The sequence below is a fragment of the Halorubrum sp. FL23 genome (genome assembly GCF_052439115.2).
Taxonomy (GTDB): Archaea; Halobacteriota; Halobacteria; order Halobacteriales; family Haloferacaceae; genus Halorubrum; species Halorubrum persicum.
The window spans coordinates 60632-80672 of sequence record NZ_JBQVRO020000012.1 but is presented as its reverse complement, the minus strand read 5'-3'; the positions used below and the strand labels follow the sequence as shown (position 1 = coordinate 80672).

Annotated in this window: 20 protein-coding genes and 1 tRNA gene; 11 read left to right on the top strand and 10 right to left on the bottom strand. The window is 61.3% G+C overall.

The window, feature by feature from the left end; translation table 11 throughout:
- Window positions 1-37: 37 nt before the first annotated feature.
- Together ACT4MF_RS14470 and thrS are read right to left on the bottom strand one after the other, a co-directional pair.
- Window positions 38-1204, bottom strand: a complete 1167-nt coding sequence (locus ACT4MF_RS14470) for a pyridoxal-phosphate-dependent aminotransferase family protein (protein WP_444683129.1) — start codon at window positions 1202-1204, stop codon at window positions 38-40.
- A 65-nt stretch (window positions 1205-1269) separates the two neighbouring features.
- Window positions 1270-3246 carry a threonine--tRNA ligase gene (gene thrS, locus ACT4MF_RS14465; protein ID WP_444683128.1) on the bottom strand — a complete coding sequence of 659 codons (1977 nt, stop codon included), beginning with the start codon at window positions 3244-3246 and terminating at the stop codon, window positions 1270-1272.
- A 175-nt stretch (window positions 3247-3421) separates the two neighbouring features.
- On the opposite strand from thrS, the gene ACT4MF_RS14460 reads away from it, so the two are divergent.
- Window positions 3422-4402, top strand: coding sequence for a PLP-dependent cysteine synthase family protein (locus ACT4MF_RS14460; RefSeq protein WP_444683127.1), 981 nt, complete (start codon window positions 3422-3424; stop codon window positions 4400-4402).
- Between the two features lie 20 nt (window positions 4403-4422).
- Here ACT4MF_RS14460 and ACT4MF_RS14455 read toward each other — a convergent pair whose 3' ends face one another.
- Window positions 4423-4845 carry a CoA-binding protein gene (locus ACT4MF_RS14455; protein ID WP_444683126.1) on the bottom strand — a complete coding sequence of 141 codons (423 nt, stop codon included), beginning with the start codon at window positions 4843-4845 and terminating at the stop codon, window positions 4423-4425.
- Window positions 4846-4944: 99 nt separating this feature from the next.
- Window positions 4945-5547: an RAD55 family ATPase gene (locus tag ACT4MF_RS14450; RefSeq protein ID WP_444683125.1), complete on the bottom strand. Its 603-nt coding sequence runs from the start codon at window positions 5545-5547 to the stop codon at window positions 4945-4947.
- Window positions 5548-5761: 214 nt separating this feature from the next.
- Here ACT4MF_RS14450 and ACT4MF_RS14445 point away from each other — a divergent pair.
- The 5 genes from ACT4MF_RS14445 to ACT4MF_RS14425 all read left to right on the top strand — a co-directional run bounded on the left by ACT4MF_RS14445 (window position 5762) and on the right by ACT4MF_RS14425 (window position 11313).
- Window positions 5762-5836, top strand: a tRNA-Arg gene (locus tag ACT4MF_RS14445).
- Between the two features lie 239 nt (window positions 5837-6075).
- Complete coding sequence (locus ACT4MF_RS14440; protein ID WP_444683124.1) at window positions 6076-6426, top strand: hypothetical protein; 351 nt, start codon at window positions 6076-6078, stop codon at window positions 6424-6426.
- 519 nt (window positions 6427-6945) lie between these two features.
- Complete coding sequence (locus tag ACT4MF_RS14435; protein ID WP_444683123.1) at window positions 6946-7521, top strand: DUF7342 family protein; 576 nt, start codon at window positions 6946-6948, stop codon at window positions 7519-7521.
- Window positions 7514-7951, top strand: coding sequence for a toxin-antitoxin system TumE family protein (locus ACT4MF_RS14430; RefSeq protein WP_444683122.1), 438 nt, complete (start codon window positions 7514-7516; stop codon window positions 7949-7951). Before ACT4MF_RS14435 ends, ACT4MF_RS14430 begins: the two co-directional genes overlap by 8 nt.
- A 1691-nt stretch (window positions 7952-9642) precedes the next feature.
- Window positions 9643-11313 carry a hypothetical protein gene (locus ACT4MF_RS14425; protein WP_512053301.1) on the top strand — a complete coding sequence of 557 codons (1671 nt, stop codon included), beginning with the start codon at window positions 9643-9645 and terminating at the stop codon, window positions 11311-11313.
- Window positions 11314-11864: 551 nt separating this feature from the next.
- Here ACT4MF_RS14425 and ACT4MF_RS14420 read toward each other — a convergent pair.
- The 3 genes from ACT4MF_RS14420 to ACT4MF_RS14410 form a co-directional block, all read right to left on the bottom strand.
- The gene (locus tag ACT4MF_RS14420; RefSeq protein WP_180271795.1) at window positions 11865-12776 is read right to left on the bottom strand and encodes an alpha/beta fold hydrolase; all 912 of its coding nucleotides are present in this window, start codon (window positions 12774-12776) and stop codon (window positions 11865-11867) included.
- 120 nt (window positions 12777-12896) lie between these two features.
- Window positions 12897-13553, bottom strand: coding sequence for a helix-turn-helix domain-containing protein (locus ACT4MF_RS14415; RefSeq protein WP_099255643.1), 657 nt, complete (start codon window positions 13551-13553; stop codon window positions 12897-12899).
- An 85-nt stretch (window positions 13554-13638) separates the two neighbouring features.
- Window positions 13639-13902, bottom strand: coding sequence for a hypothetical protein (locus tag ACT4MF_RS14410; RefSeq protein WP_180271794.1), 264 nt, complete (start codon window positions 13900-13902; stop codon window positions 13639-13641).
- Between the two features lie 76 nt (window positions 13903-13978).
- On the opposite strand from ACT4MF_RS14410, the gene ACT4MF_RS14405 reads away from it, so the two are divergent.
- The 3 genes from ACT4MF_RS14405 to ACT4MF_RS14395 all read left to right on the top strand — a co-directional run bounded on the left by ACT4MF_RS14405 (window position 13979) and on the right by ACT4MF_RS14395 (window position 16356).
- Entirely contained in the window at window positions 13979-14602 is a 624-nt protein-coding gene (locus tag ACT4MF_RS14405; protein ID WP_444683120.1) for a class I SAM-dependent methyltransferase, read from the top strand.
- Window positions 14599-14919 carry a DUF3784 domain-containing protein gene (locus ACT4MF_RS14400; RefSeq protein WP_099255641.1) on the top strand — a complete coding sequence of 107 codons (321 nt, stop codon included), beginning with the start codon at window positions 14599-14601 and terminating at the stop codon, window positions 14917-14919. Before ACT4MF_RS14405 ends, ACT4MF_RS14400 begins: the two co-directional genes overlap by 4 nt.
- Before the next feature lie 105 nt (window positions 14920-15024).
- A complete protein-coding gene (locus tag ACT4MF_RS14395) occupies window positions 15025-16356 on the top strand; it encodes an amidohydrolase family protein (protein WP_444683119.1) in 1332 nt (443 codons plus the stop codon).
- A gap of 7 nt (window positions 16357-16363) precedes the next feature.
- Here ACT4MF_RS14395 and ACT4MF_RS14390 read toward each other — a convergent pair whose 3' ends face one another.
- Window positions 16364-16903 carry a type IV pilin gene (locus ACT4MF_RS14390; RefSeq protein ID WP_444683118.1) on the bottom strand — a complete coding sequence of 180 codons (540 nt, stop codon included), beginning with the start codon at window positions 16901-16903 and terminating at the stop codon, window positions 16364-16366.
- An 84-nt stretch (window positions 16904-16987) separates the two neighbouring features.
- On the opposite strand from ACT4MF_RS14390, the gene ACT4MF_RS14385 reads away from it, so the two are divergent.
- Together ACT4MF_RS14385 and ACT4MF_RS14380 are read left to right on the top strand one after the other, a co-directional pair.
- On the top strand, window positions 16988-18319 hold the full coding sequence (locus ACT4MF_RS14385; protein WP_444683117.1) for a GTPase: 1332 nt from the start codon (window positions 16988-16990) through the stop codon (window positions 18317-18319).
- A 79-nt stretch (window positions 18320-18398) separates the two neighbouring features.
- Window positions 18399-19304 (top strand): amino acid kinase family protein, encoded by a 906-nt coding sequence (locus ACT4MF_RS14380; RefSeq protein WP_444683116.1) that lies wholly within the window; start codon window positions 18399-18401, stop codon window positions 19302-19304.
- A gap of 8 nt (window positions 19305-19312) precedes the next feature.
- On the opposite strand, the gene ACT4MF_RS14375 is transcribed toward ACT4MF_RS14380, so the two are convergent.
- Window positions 19313-19480, bottom strand: a complete 168-nt coding sequence (locus tag ACT4MF_RS14375; RefSeq protein ID WP_444683115.1) for a hypothetical protein — start codon at window positions 19478-19480, stop codon at window positions 19313-19315.
- Window positions 19429-19809: a phosphoribosyltransferase family protein gene (locus ACT4MF_RS14370; protein ID WP_444683114.1), complete on the bottom strand. Its 381-nt coding sequence runs from the start codon at window positions 19807-19809 to the stop codon at window positions 19429-19431. Before ACT4MF_RS14370 ends, ACT4MF_RS14375 begins: the two co-directional genes overlap by 52 nt.
- Window positions 19810-20041: the final 232 nt, after the last annotated feature.

Here is a 20041-nt window from a genome sequence, read left to right as displayed (position 1 = left end):
TTCGGACCCACCGCGGCCCCTCTGTGACCCGAACCGCTCAGAACCCTTGCTCCGCCAGCGCGTCCTCCAGCGCCGCGAGGACGTACTCGACGTTCTTCGGGCGGGCGGAGTAGCCCATGCAGCCGATCCGCCAGATGTCGCCCTCGAGGTCGCCCAGTCCGGACGCGATCTCCAGGTCGTACTCTGCAATGAGGTGGTCGATGACGGCGCCGTCGTCGATCCCGTCGGGCACCCGCACCGCGTTCAGGCTCGGAAGCCAGTACTCGTCGGGAGCGTTCATCTCGAGGCCTAACTCCTGCAGGCCCGCCTTCAGATCGCCGGCGACCTCTCGATGGCGCGCCCACCGCGCTTCGATCCCCTCCTCGGCGACGAGCCGAAGCGCCTCGCGGAGCGCGTACACGTTCGTGATCGGCGCGGTGTGGTGGTACGCGCGGTCCTCGCCCCAGTACCCCTCCAACAGCGAGAGGTCGAGGTACCACGACCGGGGCTGTTCGTCCCGGTCGAGCACCTTGTCCATCGCGCGGTCGTTGAGGGTGAGCGGGCTCGCGCCGGGCGGACACGAGAGGCACTTCTGCGGGCCCGAGTAGGCCACGTCGATGTCCCACTCGTCGACCCGCAGCTCGACGCCGCCGAGCGAGGTGACGGAGTCGGCGATCACGAACGCGTCGTGGTCGTGGGCGATATCGGTCAGTTCGGGGACGTTCGGCTGGAGGACCCCGGTCGAGGTCTCGGCGTGGACGAAGCCGAACACGTCCGGCTGGTGCTCGTCGAACGCGCGCTCAACGTCGACGGGATCGAGGGGTTCGCCCCACGGGGCGTCGATCTCGACGACCTCGCCGCCCGCGCGCTCCGCCATCGACTTCATCCGCCCGCCGAAGTAGCCGTTCGTGGGGACCAACATCGTGTCGCCCGGCTCGACGAGGTTGCCGACGGCCGCCTCCATCGACGCCGACCCCGTCCCCGACACCGGGATCGTCCACTGGTTGTCGGTCCGGAACGTGTAGCGCAGCAGTTCCTGAACCTCGTTCATGATCTCGACGAACGAGGGATCGAGGTGGCCGACCAGCGGCGTGCTCATGGCCTTCAACACGCGGGGATGGACGTCGCTCGGCCCCGGCCCCATCAGCGTCCGGTCCGGCGGCGTCAGCTCGCCCACGTCCGGTACGTCGTTCTCGCGCTCGGTCAGCACGGATGTGTCACCCATGGAGGGGGGTATCCAGAGGAGCGCCAAAAACACGACGGAACCCGCCGGTCGGTGAGTCGGACGGGTTAGCTCTCGTCGACGAAGTCCGGCTCCGTCCGCTTCGCGTCGCGCTCGTCGGCGAGGTGATCGACGAACGCGTCGAGGTCGACGTCGCCGCGCTGGTTCTCGAAGCGGTCGCGGACCGAGACGGTCCCCGCCTCCTGCTCGTCGTCGCCGACGATGACCATGTACGGGAGGCGGTCGTCGTGGCCCGCCCGGATCTTGCGGCCGACCGTCCAGTCGCGGTCCTCGACCTCGACGCGGAAGCCGGCGTCCTCCAGCTCGTTTTTCACGCGGTGCGCGTAGCCGAGCGTCTCGTCGGAGACGGGGAGGATGCGGACCTGCTCGGGCGCGAGCCACAGCGGGAAGTCGCCGTCGAAGTGCTCGATGAGCACCATGAAGAAGCGCTCGTAGCTCCCGTACAGCGCGCGGTGGATCATCACCGGCTGGTGGTCCTCGTTGTCCTCGCCCGTGTAGGTCAGATCGAACCGGTCGGGCATGTTGAAGTCGAGCTGGACCGTCGGCCCGTCCCAGACGCGCCCCAGCGCGTCCTCGAAGCCGAAGTCGATCTTCGGGCCGTAGAAGGCGCCGTCGCCGGGCTCGACGTCGTAGTCGTAGCCGCCGGATTCGAGCACGTCGCGGAGCTGTTCCTCCGCGGACTCCCAGATCTCGTCGCCGCCGACGGACTTCTCGGGACGGGTCGCCAGCGCGACCTCCACGTCGAGGTCGAGCGTCTCGACGACCTCGAAGATCATCTCGATCACCGACTCGATCTCCTGTCGGATCTGGTCGGGGCGGACGAACAGATGGCCGTCGTCGATGGTGAACGACCAGACGCGAGAGAGCCCCGAGAGCTCGCCGCGCTGCTCTTTCCGGTACACCTTCCCGTTCTCGAAGTAGCGCTGCGGGAGGTCCCGGTACGACCACGACTGCTGGTCGAAGATCGTCGCGTGGCCCGGGCAGTTCATCGGCTTGAGCCCGTACTCCTCGTCGTTCACGTCGAGGAGGAACATATCGTCCTTGTAGTTCTCGTAGTGCCCGGATTTCTTCCACAGCTCGGTCCGGAACACGTGGGGCGTCTCGACCTCCTCGTAGCCGTGGTCGCGGTTGAGCTCGTTCGCGAAGTCGGACAGCTCGCGGAGCACGGTCTTCCCCGGCGGGTGGTACAGCGGGAGGCCGGGACCGGTCACCGTCGGGATCGAGAAGAGGTTCATCTCCTGCCCGATCTTCCGGTGGTCGCGCTCTAACGCCTCCTCGCGCAGTTCCAGGTGCTCTTCGAGGTCGGACTCCGAGGCGAACGCCGTCCCGTACACGCGCGTGAGCGTGTCGTTGTCCTCGTCGCCGCGCCAGTAGGCGGCCGAGACCTCCAACAGGGTCGCGGCGCCGACCTCGCCGGTCGACTCGACGTGGGGGCCCTGACAGAGGTCTCGCCAGCCGTCCTGCACGTAGAAGGTGACCTCCTCGTCGTCGGCCTCCTCGTCGAGGATCTGCTGTTTGTACTCGTTGTCGGCGTAGATCTCCTTGGCCTCCTCGCGGGACCGGACCTCGCGCTCGATGTCGTAGTCGGCCTCGATGATGTCGTCCATCTCGTCTTCGATGGCGTCGAGGTCGCCCTCGTCGAGGTCCACGTCGGTCACGTCGTAGTAGAAGCCGTCGTCGGTCGGGGGACCGATCGTGAGGGTCGCCTGCGGGTAGAGCCGCTGGAGCGCCTGTGCGAAGACGTGAGCCGCGGAGTGGCGCAACACCGTCAGGTACTCGTCGGACTGGTCCGTGACGATCTCGATCCGCGCGCAGTCGTGGACTTCGGCGTGCTTTTCGACGAGTTCGCCGTCGATCTTCCCCGCGACCGTGTCGCGACCGAGCCCGGGGCCGATCTCGAAGGCCACGTCTTCGACTGTCGCCCCCGCCGGAACGTCCAGCTCTGATCCGTCCGGAAGGACGACCGTCACGTCGGCCTGCGCATCGGTCTCGCTCATACCTCTTCGGAACCGGACGAGGGGCATAAGTTTGTTCGATCCCCGTCACTCGCTCACGTCCGCGGTCCGATCCGTTTTTGTCACACCGGTGATCGCCCGCACCGGACCCCCGGACCGCGGCGACGCCCGCCGAAGTCGGGGGGCGGAGGCCGCCCTGCCGCTCATGGAAACACGCAAAAGGGCCGGCAACGATTGCGGGAATATGACGACCCATCGGGAGCCCCTGTCGTCGGTGTTGGAGACGATCGGGGAGACGCCGCTCGTCCGGGTGCACGACTCCCCGGACGAGGTACCGGTGTACGCGAAGCTGGAGTCGTTCAACCCCGGTGCGAGCATCAAGGACCGCATCGGGAAGTACATGCTCGAACGCATGCTGGAACGCGGCGACGTGGGAGCGGAGGGCACCGTGGTCGAGCCGACCGCCGGCAACACCGGGATCGGGCTGGCCGTCGCGGCGAACCAGCTGGGGCTGAACGCGGTGTTCGTCGTCCCCGAGCGGTTCTCCGTGGAGAAACAGCAGCTGATGCGCGCGCTCGGCGCCGGGGTTGTCAACACTCCGAGCGAGGACGGGATGGGGTTCGCCATCGACCGCGCCCACGAGATCGCCGACGAGCTCGACGACGCCGTGGTCCCCCAGCAGTTCTCGAACCCGCTCAACGCCGAGGCGCACTACGCCACCACCGCCCCCGAGATCGGCGACGCGCTCGACGACGAGGTCGGCGCCGTCGTCGCCGGCTGCGGGACGGGCGGGACGCTGATGGGGATGGCTCGCTACTTCCGTGACCGCCACCCCGACACCCACGTCGTCGCCGTCGAGCCCGCCGGCTCCGCGTACCGCGAGTTCCTCGGCCAGGACGTGGAACACGAGGAGTACAAGACCGAGGGGATCGGCACCCACGACATCGAGCGGAACGAGCTGTTCGACCCGGAACTCGTCGACGATATCCGCTCCATCCCCGACCGCGAGGTCCACGAAGAGATGGGTCGACTCGCCGCCGAAGAGGGACAGCTGGTCGCCTCCTCCGCGGCCGCGAACGCGATCGCGGCCAAGCGGGTCGCTCGCGGGATCCGCGACGGCGCGATCGACGCCCCCTACGAGACGGTCGCCACCGTGTTCCCCGACTCCTCGGAGCGATACCTCTCGAAGGGCGTGTACCGATCCTTCGAGGAATGGGAGGGGTAGCGCGGCGCCCGGCGCCGCCGTTACCCGCGCAGTCGCCCGTGTTCGACCTTCATACAGCGGTCTTGGACGACGTCGATCCCGTCTGCCTCCGCCGCCGCGGCCGCCTCGTCGTGGCTGATCCCTAACTGCAGCCACGCGGCGCCCGCGTCGCCGCGCTCCGCGTGTCGCTCGCGTACGGCGTCGAGTATCTCCGGCACCTCCTCGCTCGGGCGAAACACGTTCACGATGTCCACGTCGGCCTCGACAGCGGCCAGCTCGTCGTACGCCGGCTCCCCGAGCACCTCGTCTGCGAAGGGGTTCACCGGAATCACGCGGTAGCCGTGGCGCTGGAGGTACGCCGGCACGTCGTGTGCGGCCTTCCCGGATGTCGTCGAACAGCCGACCACGGCGATCGTGTCGGCCTCGAGCAGTTCATCGAGGCTCTCGTCGTCGGTGAGGGGCATGAGTGTGCGTACGCGAGCGCGAAGCGTAAAGAATTCGGAAACCTCGGTACTGACACCCCACCGTACCAGCGGTCCGATACCTGACCCTCTCTCCGGGCCTCAGGCCAGCCGGATCTCGGGTTCGCCGTCTTCGGGGACGGTGATGACGCCGTCGAAGAGCTGTTTGAGGGTGTTCATCGCCTTCTCGTCGTGGGAGGTCGAGTCGATGCTGAACAGCCCGAGCCCGTTCACGCTCTGGATCCGTCCGGTAAACACGTGGAGAAAGCGGAACACCGTCTGGAGGTCAGAGTACATCAACAGCGTCGACAGCGAGTGGACCATCACGCGGTTCTGTTCGATCCCCCGATCGCCGAACGCCTGCAGGAACTCTGAGAGCTTGATCCCGATGCCCGTCATGTCCACGGGCGACGAGGCGTACTTGATCCGGTCGGACTCGCGAGCGTCGTTGACGCCCTGCTGGCGGGTGACGCAGTCGACGACGGCAACCGGCTTCCCCTCGTACGGCGTCCGTTTCTGGTAATCTTTCAGGACGCGGTCGGCACCGTCCTTCGTGGTGACGACGATCGCGCCGTCGCCGCGTTCGGTCCCCGCTGCCAACAGGTCCATCATCAGCGACCGCTTCCCGGTGAGCGGCGGTCCGGTGAGAAGGAGGTTCGTCCCGGGTTCAACCTCCTCGTCGAAGTGTGGCCTCAGGTCATACATGGGCGTACCTCAGCGACGACGGAACCGACTCGGGCCACTCGTTCGGCAGTGACGCCGTGCGACCAAGACACATCTACTAGGGAAACCATGCTGGCTCCCGATAATATTCTTTTTGATCGCCCGTGGATCCGAGATCGCCGACATCGACTTCATCCGGTCCATACCGATTCCGAATCGCGGGACTTAACATCCTCACCGAAGTAGCGAGTCGTACGGGCGCTTAGCTCAGTCTGGATAGAGTGCTTGGCTTCGGACCAAGCTGTCGCGGGTTCAAATCCTGCAGCGCCCATTCGTTTTCCGAACGATCTAGATTCAACAGACAGCGTCGGGTTCTTTATAAAGATCTCCCGCTGCGCGCGAAAGATTTCATTCACTTCCCGAACGGGGGTCGACGCCGTCATGCGATTCGCTAGAATCAAGATTACCATCCGCGCACAAAAATGTATGGTAACATATCGGTCACGAACCTATTCAGTATGAGCGCGCGGCCCAGGAAACCTCAAAAGACTCTCTACCGATCCTGATGATATGTGGGCGAACCGCGGGCAGAGTGATCCAGTAGGTACGATCATCACGGTGATCATAGTGGCGATCATCTGTATGCTCGGAATTTACCTGTTCTCAGAATTCAATCAGACAGTCACGATTACAGGTTCTCTTGCCGGCAGTGGAGAAGAACTGTTGATCGATGCGGCTGATGTGGTTGGGTTAGCAGTTGGTGGTACCGGTATTGCTGTCACTGCTCTTCTGATCCTTCGGGGGTTGGACGGTGAATACCCAAAATATCGGAAGGTCCGTTTTGTTTCCACTTACCATAGTGCTGATTCTTGCTGCCTTGTGGCCATATCTTCCAATCTCAGGCCCATTCTCTCAACTTAGACTATACAGTAAGCAATCGAAATAGTATACCAACAGCCCAGAGACCAAATCCGAAAAGAAGCAAATATGCCATCGGTCCGTATTCGGTCACGACTGGGTTCTCTTCATATCGAGCGAATCCATATATGCCACTAATCAAGAGGAATGTCGCACCAATTAGCTGAAAAACCGTACTTGGTGCGAACTGAACCCCTTCAATAACCCCGACCTGAGCTATGAGGAGCGCGCTTACTGTGATGAAGCAAAGAGCGACCAATCGTGACGGATGCATGCCGATAGATTTGCAATCTCATCGGATAGTTCTGTTGAGTACGCAGTTCTCATCGACCGGCTGTTTCAGGCAAAAATCTGTCTGAAAAATAGGATTTCAACAGAGCCACCTAGGTGTACTCTCCGACGCATAGAGCGAGCAGTCGCAGAATCGTCAGTTGCCTAAACACAGTTAGTGCAGAAATAATCTAGTGAACCACAGATATAAATCGTTAGGTCCAGTAGGTTGCTGTACGGAGACTCTCTCTCATGGATACCACAGACATCCCCGACGATGCATACAACGGTGAGGAGTCCACACTTAATCTCGAGGAACTGGAATCGCCTGACACACTGCTCAGGGACGGACCAATCCGAGAACGGCTTCTCGACGTTGTCGTCGGAGTTCGCACGCCGACGAAGGTCTCGACGATCGCTAGGCGTGCCGATTGCGGCACTGAAACGGCACGGGACTACTTAGAGTGGTTCGACGAGATGGGGATGGTTCACCGGCACAACGGTCGCCCGGTCCGCTATGAGCGCAACGACGCGTACTTCCAGTGGCGGCGCATCGACCAGATCCGAGAGGAATACTCTGAGCAAGAGATCGTTGACGCACTCGACGATACGCTCAAGCAAATCGAGGACTACAGAGCGCAGTTCGATGCAACGCACCCAGACGAGGTGTCCCTCGTCGACGCGACTCAGGAGCAGAATCTGTCCACCGAAGCAGCCTGGGAAGCGCTCTCTGAGTGGGAGTCATTCGAACAACGAGCTACACTCCTCGACGCAGCACGCCGAAACAACCCAGTCGCTGGTAGCAAGCCCGATCCAGTCGATGCCTGACGATACGGCTGACCCACCCAGTCGCGGTCCCATCGATACAGAAATTCTCGACCGGATTGCTACACACCTCGCTCGTAGCGATCGGTTCGACGACATCCAGACACGACCGGAATACGCGCCGAACGCAGTCGTCGCTGACTACGATCTCGGATACTTTCCAGGCGGCGTCACCCGTGCGTATCTCCGGATCCGCTGGTTCGAGACCGACGACTTCAGCATCCACTATTCTGAGCAGTACCAATCCGGAACTTCGTGGGAATGCCGATGGGACCGCCATCCGAATGACCATAACAACCGCGAGCACTTCCACCAACCCCCAGATTCGTCGACCCCCGGAGAGGATGCCGACTATCCTGACGACTGGCGAGATGTACTCGCAGCCGTCCTTACCGATCTCGACGACCGGATCAAAGCCTTCTGGCGCGAGTGACTATCCGACGGGAGTAACGGGCGCTTCTCTCACTATTGACAGAGTTTGGAGAGTAGATTAACATCTGGCGGTCAACAGGCCGAATCTTCTGTGAAACAGCGAGAAGGTTGTAGCAGGGATGATGAATTACCGATGAAAAGGGGAGAGTGGTAGAAACGTGGGGGTTCGGGAAGGCGGGTGACAGGCCGATAGCAATACTGGCCCGCAAGAGCAAACGAGAACTGATGAATAAAGAAATCGGCTAACGATTAAAATCCACTTTGAGCTATGCAAGTCTTATTGCACAGTGATCGACGGTGGCTGAGAAGCGTCATGTAGACCGGACATACGGGGCCATACCGGTACTGGTTCGCGTGGTTCTACAGACGGAGCAGGCCGAGTGCCTCGGGGCTTGACCCCGAGGCGGTTCACTGACAGGACAGGCCGAGGCCGTTCACGATGACCGTGACCGGCTGCGCCACCGAAGCATCCAAACGACGGAGTGGATCTATGATCACCTACTGAAGTCACGTTGCTCGATTTCTCTCGTGTCACCACACTGTACTGCATTCCCAGTTCTATCCAGTTCCTTGTTTGTGGCTACCCTTGCTGTGAGAGGGAACGACTCCTCGTCGGACTGTGTGAACGGTATAATCGTTCCACCGGCGAATCAGTAAGTGAATAAATGGCCCTGAAGGACATCCTAACCGTCGATAAACTGGTCGAAACGACTGGCCAGTCCAAAGAGCAGCTTCTCAAGGACCGTGAGGCTGCGGCGAAGATGTCGGGCGACTCTGACGAATAGCAATATCCTCGATGGGCGGATCTGGTTCTGTGAACACAATCGATCAACTGCTGGGACACACGGACGGACCAGCAGACTCGGTTACAAATCGAGACCTTACCCGAGCACGTTCATCAGTACTTCCAGAAACAGGACTTTGAGGCCACATCAAAAGGTGACCTTGGGAGCGCTGACAACTACTTAGCGCACGCCCCAGATTCAGATCACCGCCACCCACTTCCATATATTGGCGACTTCCACCAGAACCTCTTCAGCAAATTCGAGAACGCATTCGAATCATGTAACGAAGTGGGAGAGTAGGTTAGTCACATTCGATTCTTCCGCTTCGCTACTCCCTTTACAGCGACGCTATCCCGTCGCCTTCTGCGGATTCAACAGAGCAGACAAATCGTGCTTCAAAGTCGTGCGGTGCTGGAAGTGTCGAATATGCTTTCAGAAGGAGTTCGAACTGGCGATCGGTGAGGACATCTTCATGCGTGTGTCGGGTTGTGAGGGCCCGTCAATAACGGTCCGCCCATTCAGTCGCAGATTGGTTGTGGTGAGACACCCGTAGCCGTTCTTATGCTGGCAGATTGAGAGTACCGTCAGGCTGTGATGTATAGAAAGCGCTAGTCGGCCAGCCGCCGGTATTTTTCTCTCCACAATCATACGAATACTTATTATAATGCCTCTCCTCCATCATCCGAGTATGAATTCACGAGGACGAGACAGTCACGCAGACCGTGTGTCACGTGCTATCATTAGCCGCCGAAAGCTACTGGCGGCGAGCGGTATCGTTGCGGTTGGTGGGCTGAGTGGGTGTCTGAATCGAGTGGCATCGTCCGTGACGAACACGGGAGCATCGCCAGCAGCACCGTTCGCAGGCATCGGCGCATACACTGGCCCCTCACCGACGAATCGAGCCACCGTGTACAAACTAACCCCAACCGTAACCGCTGAATCGGGACCACTCTCCGGAGAAGTCGAACTCGAAGCGTGGGTCACAGCACAATCCATCGCCGCCACCTGCTGCTTTGACTACAACGAGGACACGGTTCATTCCGACCGAGCCAGCTACAACAACAGTCGGAGCAACAGGTCAACCATCCGTGGCCCGGGCGACGCCGACTCAGATGGCGACGGGCTCACCGACGGGGTCGAAACCCGCTCGGAGGTATTGGACCTAGAGAACCAGCTACTCTCCCAGACAAAGGCCGCAGCAGACTCCATCAGCAAACGCTCCGCGCGCAAAGGCCGAGAGGGTATCGTAGACATGGGCCACACCATCCGAGACATTCAAAACGCGTTGGAACGCTGCTCTGACGACGTGTGCGTGACCGTACGGGAACACGCCGACGGACGGGCGAAACTGACCCAGCAGGCGGCGGCCCACGTCGAGAACGGAGAGTGGGACCGCGCTGCCGAGGTCCTCCAAGAGATACAAGGAATCGTCGAAGGGGACATCGAACTACTCGAATCATCCTTGAAGGATACAGACGGAGAAATCATTCTCGGGGAAGACCGGGACATGGTGATGCCTGACGACAAGGAGGTCGATATCGACGCACTCTACGAGTACCTCGCTGGAGCGCCAGTCATCAACGAGCAATTCACAATTACCGTGCCTGATGCCAGCCTCCCGGGAAGTGACGCGACACTCAGAGACGAGCTCACCCCGCGCCGCATCATCGAGTACGTAACAGGGCGAGCCGACGAGGAGGAGAAGCTCTACGCGTGGGGGCACGACGAGGTCGAGACAAGAAACGGAGGTGGGGAAACCAGTCCGCTTTACGAGGCCGAAAAGAGAGGAGGTGACAACCCGCTAAACAGAGGCCTCATGTCTGACGACACTTCGCTGTACAACTCGGACACGTTCCTCTCCGCCATCTCTGGACCCGTTGACACGGGCATCCACCTCGAATCACACGTCGTTGACGGACGAGTAACAGTCAATCCGGTGAACGACCCACCGACGGCCACAGATAAGAAGACCTCGCTTGCGGTCAGCGCAGACGGGTCCTCGTCCGCCCCCGCAGACTTCGACGACTGGGGGTCTGAGCTCGGGGAGGGTTCGACCACCTCGACGCTGGTGTGCCCGATTATGGTCGCGCCCCCAGAGTGCCCGTTGCTGTTCCCCGCGCTGTTGTACGTGAGCCGCTGTAAGAACGCCGACCAGTACATCTACACAGGTGGCTGGGTCATCGATGACGGCAGCCTCTACGAGGATTCACTCACGCTCGTGGCGGTGCGAGAACCAACAGCAGTCATCGGTGTTGGCGCTGGTGATTTGGATGGAGATGGGTACAGCGACATGATGCCTCGTCGCCTGTCGGATGACCGAGAGCGACGAGGGGCGAGACTGTTCGATGGGACAGTTTCGGATGCGGTTGCCGAAGGGGTCCTCTCAGAAGCAGAAGGAGAAGACATCATCCTTCGGAAGCGCCCGGGAAGAGATGCTGACCAGCAAGAGGAGGCGGCTGCCGCTGATGTGCCTGTGACTATGTCTGCACAAGGGCGACTTCTCCACTTTACGGACGTAAACGCCTCAGACGACGTGAAGTTCAAAGCTGGAGCCGAACTCTCCAAGAGCGTGAATTAAACCGTCCGGCTCAGTGGCTCTCTCGTTGCTCGACCTGTGATAGGTCACCGACATGCGTCTTCACTGAGGATTGCCTCGGTACGAGTGAGACCGCTCCATACATCCTCTGTATCGGTCACGACCTTACTGACAGAGGTTGAGTAGGTGCCAGAAGTACTGCTGAATACAGCGCGCGAGTCTTCCACTGAGTTATCTTCGGATTCGATCGGACCGGATCGGTCAATACAGCTCACGAGGTTATCGAAGAAGGATACCCACGTAAAGTGTGAAGAGGGCCGCGAAAACGGGAAGCAGAAGAGCGACCACACCGATCACTCCGCCAGTTTCTATCGCAATTGCTGCACTTCCTACTGCCAGTATCCATGCCAGTATGAAGGCGACTCGAAACCGTAGGTATCCTCCAATGAGTTGTGTGTCCCAAAGGGCGTGGAGGGGGCCGCGCATACACATCGTATGGTTCGTTTCTGTAAATACCCACGGTAGGTTCGCAGTTCTCATTGACCGACTGTTTCATGTGAGAATCTGTCTGAAGAATGTATTTCAACAGACCTCTACGAGAGATGACGGCAGAGCGCTTCAGATACTTCGTCACGTTCATGATGTACCCAATGCGACGTGTCAGGAAACATTTGTAGCCGGCCGTCTTCACAGTAGGTGACGCTTTTTTCGGCCATCGAGGGGAGCAGTGCGATGTCGTCCTCCCCCCAACAAATCAGCGTCGGCTGAGTAACTGTGTTGCGTGGTGGACTGTCCGAACGACGGAACCCACGATACCAGTTAATTCTCGGTGTGATCCCAGTGTGCCGCCAGGCTGCCTTATAACAAGCAATCGTGTTCTCGTCGAACGTTCCAGGGTTGGACGTTATTTCGAGAGAATCTACCATATTGGCCATATCATTTCGAGCCAACATCCATTCGGGGAGTTTCGGGACCTGATAGAACCAGACGTACCAGCTCCGTGCGATCTGCTGCGGACTGGATCGTAACGTTTCTCGATACACTGCCGGATGTGGGACGTTGAATATCCCGAGTCGATCGACCATGGCGGGGTGACGGAGTGCGGCGTTCCAGGCGACGAATCCACCGAAGTCGTGCCCAACGATGTGGGCCGACTCTCGCCCCTCACTGTGGATTAATTCGCACACGTCAGCGACCAGTTCCGATTGCCGATACGCATCAATCCCGTTCGGTGCGTCGCTCAGATTACAGCCCCGCTGGTCAGGGACCACCACACGGAAGCCAGCCTCGACGAGCGAGCGGATCTGATCGCGCCACCCGTACCAGAAATCGGGATGGCCGTGCAGGAGGACGACCAACGGTGCATCGGGGTCACCAGCAGCCACGACGTGTAATTGTAAATCGTTGATGTCGCGGTAGGTGGATTCGACGTCGTGATCGGTGAGTAACGATGCATCAGTGTTTGTGCCCATACCACCGGTTGCTGGTGATTTCGTGACTGACATCGTGTGGATAGAAATACGAGGCAAACCTCGATATGCGAACTGCCCCACCGATGTGGCTTCTTATAAACTTTTGAGGCGCACCGCAGTATCGTCGGCACGGCCGGTGACAGTAACTGCGAGTTAGTGAACGAGTTCGGTGAACACACGTTCTTCGGCTTTCCGAAGGTGCTCACCGACCGTTGCGGGAGAAATACCAATAACCTCGCCGATGTCTTCGAGAGACGCTTGACGGGGCTCACGATAATACCCCAGATCAACTGCTGCCTCAAGCACTTCTTCTTGTCTCGATGTAATCATCCTGTTGAACGATGAGTTGTCGGCTGTATAATCACCCATTTTGAGAACATCAAACGTGAGCTGATCCATTTCATCAGCATAGTCGTACAGTTTGCTGAATGTTTCGTCAGTTCCGATGTATGTGACTTTCAGCTGGTTATCGGATGTGAAGCGAATCGGAGTCTCGATCACCAGCAGCGACTCCCGTTGTAGTTCAAGGGAGCGTCGAACCGATTCCGTCGGTTCAAATTGACTCACAGCCATCCACCGGTCATCTCCGGCGGTGAGATAACTCATGACATACGGGGACTCTTCCATGATCTGTTTGTATCGTTCTTTACTGCCGCTCGCCTCAGCAAATAGGAGTACAGTATCATCATCGAGCAGTTCGATATGATGAATTGCTCTCCGATTGATAGACGGGTCTTCTGTAAGTTCTTCCCCAAGTGGATGGAATGCCGTCCCTCCATCTGGTTTGACCAACACTGTGAGATATCGCATACAAGGACTAGGTATGCGCGGCGTTAAACAACCACGGCTTATGTTCCATAAACTACACCATGACTGAGGCAGCGTGCCTACTGACCTACACCAATAACTGATCCCTGTAGAGAATGCAGCAGCAGAAACACTCGACCGCGAGGACGCCCGGGAGTATGACAACGACGGCGATCGCTGGACCCGCGAGGACAAACCCTTCGAGTATCTCTGCACCCCCTGCAACCGTGAGTACTGCCACTAGAACTGCGAAGACATTGAGGGGACGCTCGTGGCGGCTGACGCCGGCCGACCCGACCGGAAGACGTTCGTCAAACGGTTCTGTGAGCTGACGACCGACAACGAAGACCACGATTGAGAGACTCAGGCAAATGAATTCCAACCACAATCACAATCGAAACGATGGTGACGCGGCGTCAAACCGACCGATGTCAGTTTCGGAGATCAAGGACTCGTACGCCGAATACGCTGACTGTATGCACCGACTCGAATGGATCGACCGTGCCGTCTTAGGTCGCTATCGACAGGCCCGATTCGGTGATGTCGAGGGACGAGTACTGGACGTCGCCTGTGGCACCGGGACGAACTTCCGACACGTCCCAGAGACGGTTGACCTCGTTGGGATCGACATCAGTCCAGCGATGCCGGAGAACGCTGCGGAACAGCTCACCGAGCAAGGGATCGATGGGACCCTCAAGGAGATGGACGCACAGGACCTCGAATTCGCTGACGACAGTTTCGACGCGGTGATTTCAGCACTGTCAACGTGTACCTTCCCCGACCCCATCGCTGCACTGCACGAGATGGAGCGCGTCTGCAAACCGGACGGCACGATTCGCCTCGTCGAACACGGACGCAGCGACATCGGTCCAATTGCGACGTATCAAGAGTGGCGTGCCGACGCTCACTACGGCAAGACCGGCTGTCGGTGGACGCAAGCACCGCGCGAACTCGTCTCCGAGGCGGGCCTTGAGATACAGGATTCAACCACTGGACTCTTTGGCACGATCACCACCTTCGAGATCACTCCGAGCCAGTGTGGAGAACGATGATCGAACTGTCTCCCGGCATACTGGAATGGCTGGCAGTCGGGTGCGTCCTGACAATCGCTGGTGCACTGATCAAGGTCCGTGGGTGGACGTTTCTCCTCGCGGGCTACGACGAGACTGCGCCTGTCCCGGAGCCTGTCGTTCAGAATATGGCGGGGAACACCGTTCTCCGTGTCGGCATCGCCGTCTTGATTGTCGGCATACTCGAATCCGTGACGAATCCGCCGTCGTACCTCAGCGTTCTGATCGGGGCCGCCATCGTACTGGACGTGCTCCGGCTGCTCTACCGACTGAACACGTGGTCGCCACAGGCAACCTGAGCCGATGCTGACACCTTCCCCGACGGCTGTGTGTCTCTTGGCATTCTCTCGCCGAGACTCCCCCTCCCGAATTACCATCACTGTTCGACCAATGAGAGGTGACTGATGACTGATCTCCTGATTCACGATGCGGTCGTCGTGACGATGAACCAAGAGAATCAACTCCTGACAAACGGCTCTATTCGAGTTACTGACGGAACCATCTCGTCGATCGCAGCAACTGAGCCTCGTGATCGACACTCTACCGCGGAGCACGTGATTGATGCCAGCGGAAAGGTCGTGATTCCCGGCCTCATCGACGCCCACCGCCACACCGATTTCACGCTCGTCCAAGGCCTCTTCAGTGAGCTCAGCGGTGGTGAGTTACTCAAAGAAGCCTTCGCGTTGTACCACACTGCCGAACCAACCCTGGGTGACTCGTTTTTTGAGGCGGCGTGGCAGCTCGCCTGCCTACGGCAACTCACGCACGGCGTCACGACGGTCAACGCGATGGATTTCACTCCGGAACTCGGGGCAGAGGCGATCGGTGAGTCTGGGTTACGTGGCGTGATCGGACCGGAACTCGCAGACTTTCTCAACCCCGCGTCCGCAGGCGACCAGCTCGCAGCTGCCCGTCAGTTCATCGAGACCTATCACAACTCCTACGACGGGCGTGTCACCGCGAGTATCGCACCGGGCGGTGAAGCTGGCTGTTCACGGCGACTCTGGGAGGGTGTCGCTGAGCTGCGGGCTGACTACCCTGACTTGCGGCTTCATACGCATCTGTACGACTCTGCTGAAGCCGAGACGATGGCGGCGGGGAGCGGCGCTGACGATCCACTCGACTTACTTGATCGGTACGACCTCCTTGATGAACGAACACTACTCACCCATCTGCTGCATGCAGACCGAGATGATGCGCGACGGATCGCCGACGCCGGCGCCGGCGAAGGTATGATTTCGACGCTCTCACGAAAGGGGTTCGACGGGCGCGTCCGGTTCACAATGGGGTCGGATCGATCGAAGGGGTTGCTTGACTCGTCGCGCGTTCGATCGGCGCGTAACGGTACTTTGGGCGGGTCCGAGCCGTCGTGTCGAGAGCAGCTGTGGGAACCGGTGCGGTTGCTCCCTACCGGCAGCCAGTACAACGGAGGGAAAACCGTGTTATTTAACACGGAGTTGTCAGAAAATCGGATCGTGTCCCAACCACCCTCCATCCCCTCAGTACACTCGGTAGCCGCCTACGTGGCTGATGGCGCTCGTATCGCCGCGATACTACTCATCTGGAGTGTCATTGCCGCGTTCTTCACCTACGGCGTGAGCGAGATCGGCGGCACCGGGGGGCTCCTCGAGACGCTCGGTCCGCAGATCGGAACCCTCGTCGCGTTGACAGGGTTGCTTAACGCGATCCTTTTCGTCCTATATCGGTCGATCGATTACTGGCACCAGTACACGTGACCAGTCGCTACGCGAAGGTCAGCGTCTCATCAGTTATCTCGATGTCAGTCGGGTCACCGTTGAAAATTCCGTACTCACCGGAGATGCTGATCTGTTCTCGGTAGAGGATTGACCCGGACGGCTCGTGTATCATCTGCAGTTGGATCCGGTCAGCATCGGGGTAGTTACCCCCGTCACCCGCGAGTCGGCACGCGACGTTGACAACGGTACACTCGATGTCACCCGGAATCGTGGTGCCGTCTTGGTTATTGTGGACCACTGTGAGCGCAACGGTTTTACCTGCCCGTAGCGATCTGTTGAGTGTCCCGGTGACGCGCTGATCCCCGCGATCGAGATACACGGCGATCTCGTTAGCGTCCACGGTGTCGCCGCCTCTGTTGGTGACGGTGATGTCCCGGCGAAACTCGCCGTACTGTGGCGCCGAAGCCGGTTCCTCCTCGAAACTCAGATCGAGGGCAGCAAAGGTTGGCTTCGCTCCGAGATCATCGACGGTGCCGAGTGCGAACACGCCGGGTCGTTTAATCTGTTTTATCTGCTGCGGAAACACTACTGGACCGCCTCGGAGTCGACGGCGGGCCGGCACCGATTAGGCCCGGCTCATTTTCCGGAGGCGGTCCCAGTCACAGCCGAGATGCGAGTCCTGATAGTGGGCGCCGCCGGGCGAGACTACCACGACTTCAACGCCGTGTTCCGCGGACGCGAAGAGATCGATGTCGTCGGGTTCACGCAGGCGCCCGGGCAGAATCTGGGTGAGCTGGACGAGACGGATCGACGCTATCCGAGCGAACTCGCCGGGGAGGGGTATCCCGACGGGATCCCCATCGAACCCGAGCGCCGACTCGAGACGCTGGTCGCGGACCACGACGTCGACCAGGTCGTGTTCTCCTACTCCGACGTCGCCCACGAGCACGTCATGCACCTCGCCTCGCGGGCGCTGGCCGCGGGCGCCGACTTCCGGATCGTCGGCCCCGACGAGATGATGCTCCCGACAGCCGTCCCGGTGCTGGCCGTCGACGCCGTCCGGACCGGGTGCGGCAAATCGCAGGCGGCCGGCGCGTTCGCCGACGCACTCGACGCCCGGGGCCACGAGGTCCGGATCGTCCGCGAGCCGATGCCGTACGGGGAGTTGGCCGCGAACCGCGTCCAGCGGTTCGCCAGCCACGACGACCTCGACGCCGCCGGCGTCACCATCGAGGAACGCGAGGAGTACGAACAGCACATCGACGCGGGCCACGTCGTCTTCGCCGGCGTCGACTACGAGGCGGTCCGCGACGCCGCCCAGTCCGAGGCCGATGTCATCGTCTGGGACGGCGGAAACAACGAACTCCCGTTCCTCCGTCCGGACCTGCACGTCGTGCTCGCGGACCCGCTCCGGGCCGGTGACGAGGTGGCCTACCACCCCGGCGAGGCCAACCTCCGGCGTGCCGACCGCGTGATCGTCAACAAGGAGAACAGCGCCGCCGCCGAGGCGGTCGAGACCGTCGTCGAGAACGTCCGGTCGGTCGCCCCGGACGCCGAGATCTCCCACGCGGATTCCGTCGTGAGCGTCGCGGACCCGGACCGCATCGCCGGGGCGTCGGTCCTGTGTATCGAGGACGGACCGACGCTCACCCACGGTGATGCGAGCCGCGGCGCGGCGGCCGTCGCCGCCGAGCGGTACGGGGCGCGAGAGCGCATCGATCCCACGGACGCCGCCGTCGGGAGCATTGCGGACACGCTGGCGGAGTATCCGCACCTCGACCGCGTCCTCCCCGCGATGGGGTACTCGGACGCGCAGATCGCTGACCTGGAGCGGACGATCCGAAACGCCGACTGTGACCTCGTGCTCGCCGGGACGCCACACCGTCTCGAGCGACAGGTGTCGGTCGACGTTCCGATCGCACAGGTCGAGTACGACGTCGCTCTCCACGACACCACGTTCGACGCCCTGCTCGAACGGCACGCCGACGCGATCGGCCTCTGAGTCGGGCGACCCGGCAAGCGGGTGCGGTGCCGGTCGGTTTGGCCGTTCGTTTTACTGTGCCGCCCCCCGTCGGTCGCGTATGCGAACGGTGATCGCGCTCGGCGGGAACGCCATCGCCAGTGACGGCGATGTCACGGTCGCCCAACAGCGGGCGAGGATCGGAGCGCTGGCCGACGCCGTCGGCGAACTCGCCGAACGGGGCGACGAACTCCTGTTCACTCACGGCAACGGCCCGCAGGTCGGGCAGCTGCTGTTACAGCAGTCGAGGGCGGACGCCCCCGAGCGGCCGCTCGACGTGCTCGTCGCCGAGACGCAGGCACAGATCGGCTATCTCGTCGCCGACCAGCTGGAGTCGGCGGTCGACGGACGCGTCACGACGGTCGTGACGCGGGTCCGCGTCGACCCCGCCGATCCGGCCTTCGAGGACCCGACGAAGCCGATCGGCCCGTACTACACCGAGTCGGAGGCCGCGGAGCAATCGTTCGAGACCGGCCCCGTCACGAAACCGACCGGCGAGTCCGCGTATCGGCGCCTGGTCCCCTCGCCGGAGCCGACGGCGGTCCTCGAGATCGACGAGATCAGGGGGCTCGTCGCTGACGGGGTGACGGTGGTCTGTGGCGGCGGCGGCGGCGTTCCGGTCGTCGGAGAGGGTGCGTGCGAGGGCGTCGAAGCCGTCGTCGACAAGGACCACACCACCCGCCTCGTCGCGTCAGCCGTCGACGCGGACTGTCTCGTGATGGCGACCCACGTCGAGTACGCGTACCGGAACTTCGGAACCGACGACGAGGAGCCGATTCGGGAGACGGACGCGGCGTCGCTCCGACGGGCGCTCGAGGCGGGCGAGTTCGCCGCCGGCAGCATGCGACCGAAGGTGGCGGCGTGTCTGCGGTTCCTCGATGCGGGCGGCGACCGGGCCGTCATCACGACGCCCGACTCCATCGCTGCCGCCGTCGACGGCGACGCCGGGACGCAGATCCGCCCGTAACGCCCCGTTCAGTCGGGGGTTGCAGCCTCCTCGAGGTACTCGACGGCCGCCTCGGTCGGCACCTGGTCGAAGCGCCGATAGAACGGTCCGACCGCGCGGAACCCCTCGGGGGTCCGGAGGGCGATCACGTCGTCGGCTTCCGCCTCGTGTTCGGGGACGGTCGTCGGCGACGCCACCGGAACCGCCACCGTGACACGGGCCGCGCCGGCGGCGTCGGCGGCGTCCGGCTGTCCAGGAACGCGTCGCGTTTCTCCTCGGCACGCCGTCGGGCTCGCTCCCGCTCGGGTTCGAGGGCCCCCTCGTCGAGCCCGAGCCGACGGATGACCTCGTCGTCGTACCACGCCGCACCGTCGGCGGTGACCGCACCGACGGCGTGTTCCGGGTTGCTCGGGAGCGCGATCTTCTTCGCGACCACGACGTCAAGCGGAACGCCGAGCCGGTTCGCGACGGCGCTGGCGAGTGGCAACCCGCCGCGGGGAATCCCCAGTACGATATCCGGAGCCATGCCACGCGTTTCGAGTTCGTCGGCGAGTCGCTCGCCCGCTTCCGTTCTGTCGGAGAAATCTCCCTTCTCGCCGATATCGACGCGACCACGCTCGAAAAAGGGACGCCCTAATCGATCGACGGAATCTCGGTATCATCTCCTCGTGTAACACACCGGCATTCGAAATCGGCGCCTCGACCGGCAACACACTTAGGATTCCGTTTTAACAGACAGTCTCCGGAAGCGTGTGACG

Bases quoted from the DNA above. Each gene is read 5' to 3' on its own strand.
- ACT4MF_RS14470 (WP_444683129.1), bottom strand. From the start codon at position 1,204: ATGGGTGACACATCCGTGCTGACCGAGCGCGAGAACGACGTACCGGAC.
- thrS (WP_444683128.1), bottom strand. From the start codon at position 3,246: ATGCCCCTCGTCCGGTTCCGAAGAGGTATGAGCGAGACCGATGCGCAG.
- ACT4MF_RS14460 (WP_444683127.1), top strand. From the start codon at position 3,422: ATGACGACCCATCGGGAGCCCCTGTCGTCGGTGTTGGAGACGATCGGG.
- ACT4MF_RS14455 (WP_444683126.1), bottom strand. From the start codon at position 4,845: ATGCCCCTCACCGACGACGAGAGCCTCGATGAACTGCTCGAGGCCGAC.
- ACT4MF_RS14450 (WP_444683125.1), bottom strand. From the start codon at position 5,547: ATGTATGACCTGAGGCCACACTTCGACGAGGAGGTTGAACCCGGGACG.
- ACT4MF_RS14440 (WP_444683124.1), top strand. From the start codon at position 6,076: ATGTGGGCGAACCGCGGGCAGAGTGATCCAGTAGGTACGATCATCACG.
- ACT4MF_RS14435 (WP_444683123.1), top strand. From the start codon at position 6,946: ATGGATACCACAGACATCCCCGACGATGCATACAACGGTGAGGAGTCC.
- ACT4MF_RS14430 (WP_444683122.1), top strand. From the start codon at position 7,514: ATGCCTGACGATACGGCTGACCCACCCAGTCGCGGTCCCATCGATACA.
- ACT4MF_RS14420 (WP_180271795.1), bottom strand. From the start codon at position 12,776: ATGTCAGTCACGAAATCACCAGCAACCGGTGGTATGGGCACAAACACT.
- ACT4MF_RS14415 (WP_099255643.1), bottom strand. From the start codon at position 13,553: ATGCGATATCTCACAGTGTTGGTCAAACCAGATGGAGGGACGGCATTC.
- ACT4MF_RS14405 (WP_444683120.1), top strand. From the start codon at position 13,979: ATGTCAGTTTCGGAGATCAAGGACTCGTACGCCGAATACGCTGACTGT.
- ACT4MF_RS14400 (WP_099255641.1), top strand. From the start codon at position 14,599: ATGATCGAACTGTCTCCCGGCATACTGGAATGGCTGGCAGTCGGGTGC.
- ACT4MF_RS14395 (WP_444683119.1), top strand. From the start codon at position 15,025: ATGACTGATCTCCTGATTCACGATGCGGTCGTCGTGACGATGAACCAA.
- ACT4MF_RS14385 (WP_444683117.1), top strand. From the start codon at position 16,988: ATGCGAGTCCTGATAGTGGGCGCCGCCGGGCGAGACTACCACGACTTC.
- ACT4MF_RS14380 (WP_444683116.1), top strand. From the start codon at position 18,399: ATGCGAACGGTGATCGCGCTCGGCGGGAACGCCATCGCCAGTGACGGC.
- ACT4MF_RS14370 (WP_444683114.1), bottom strand. From the start codon at position 19,809: ATGGCTCCGGATATCGTACTGGGGATTCCCCGCGGCGGGTTGCCACTC.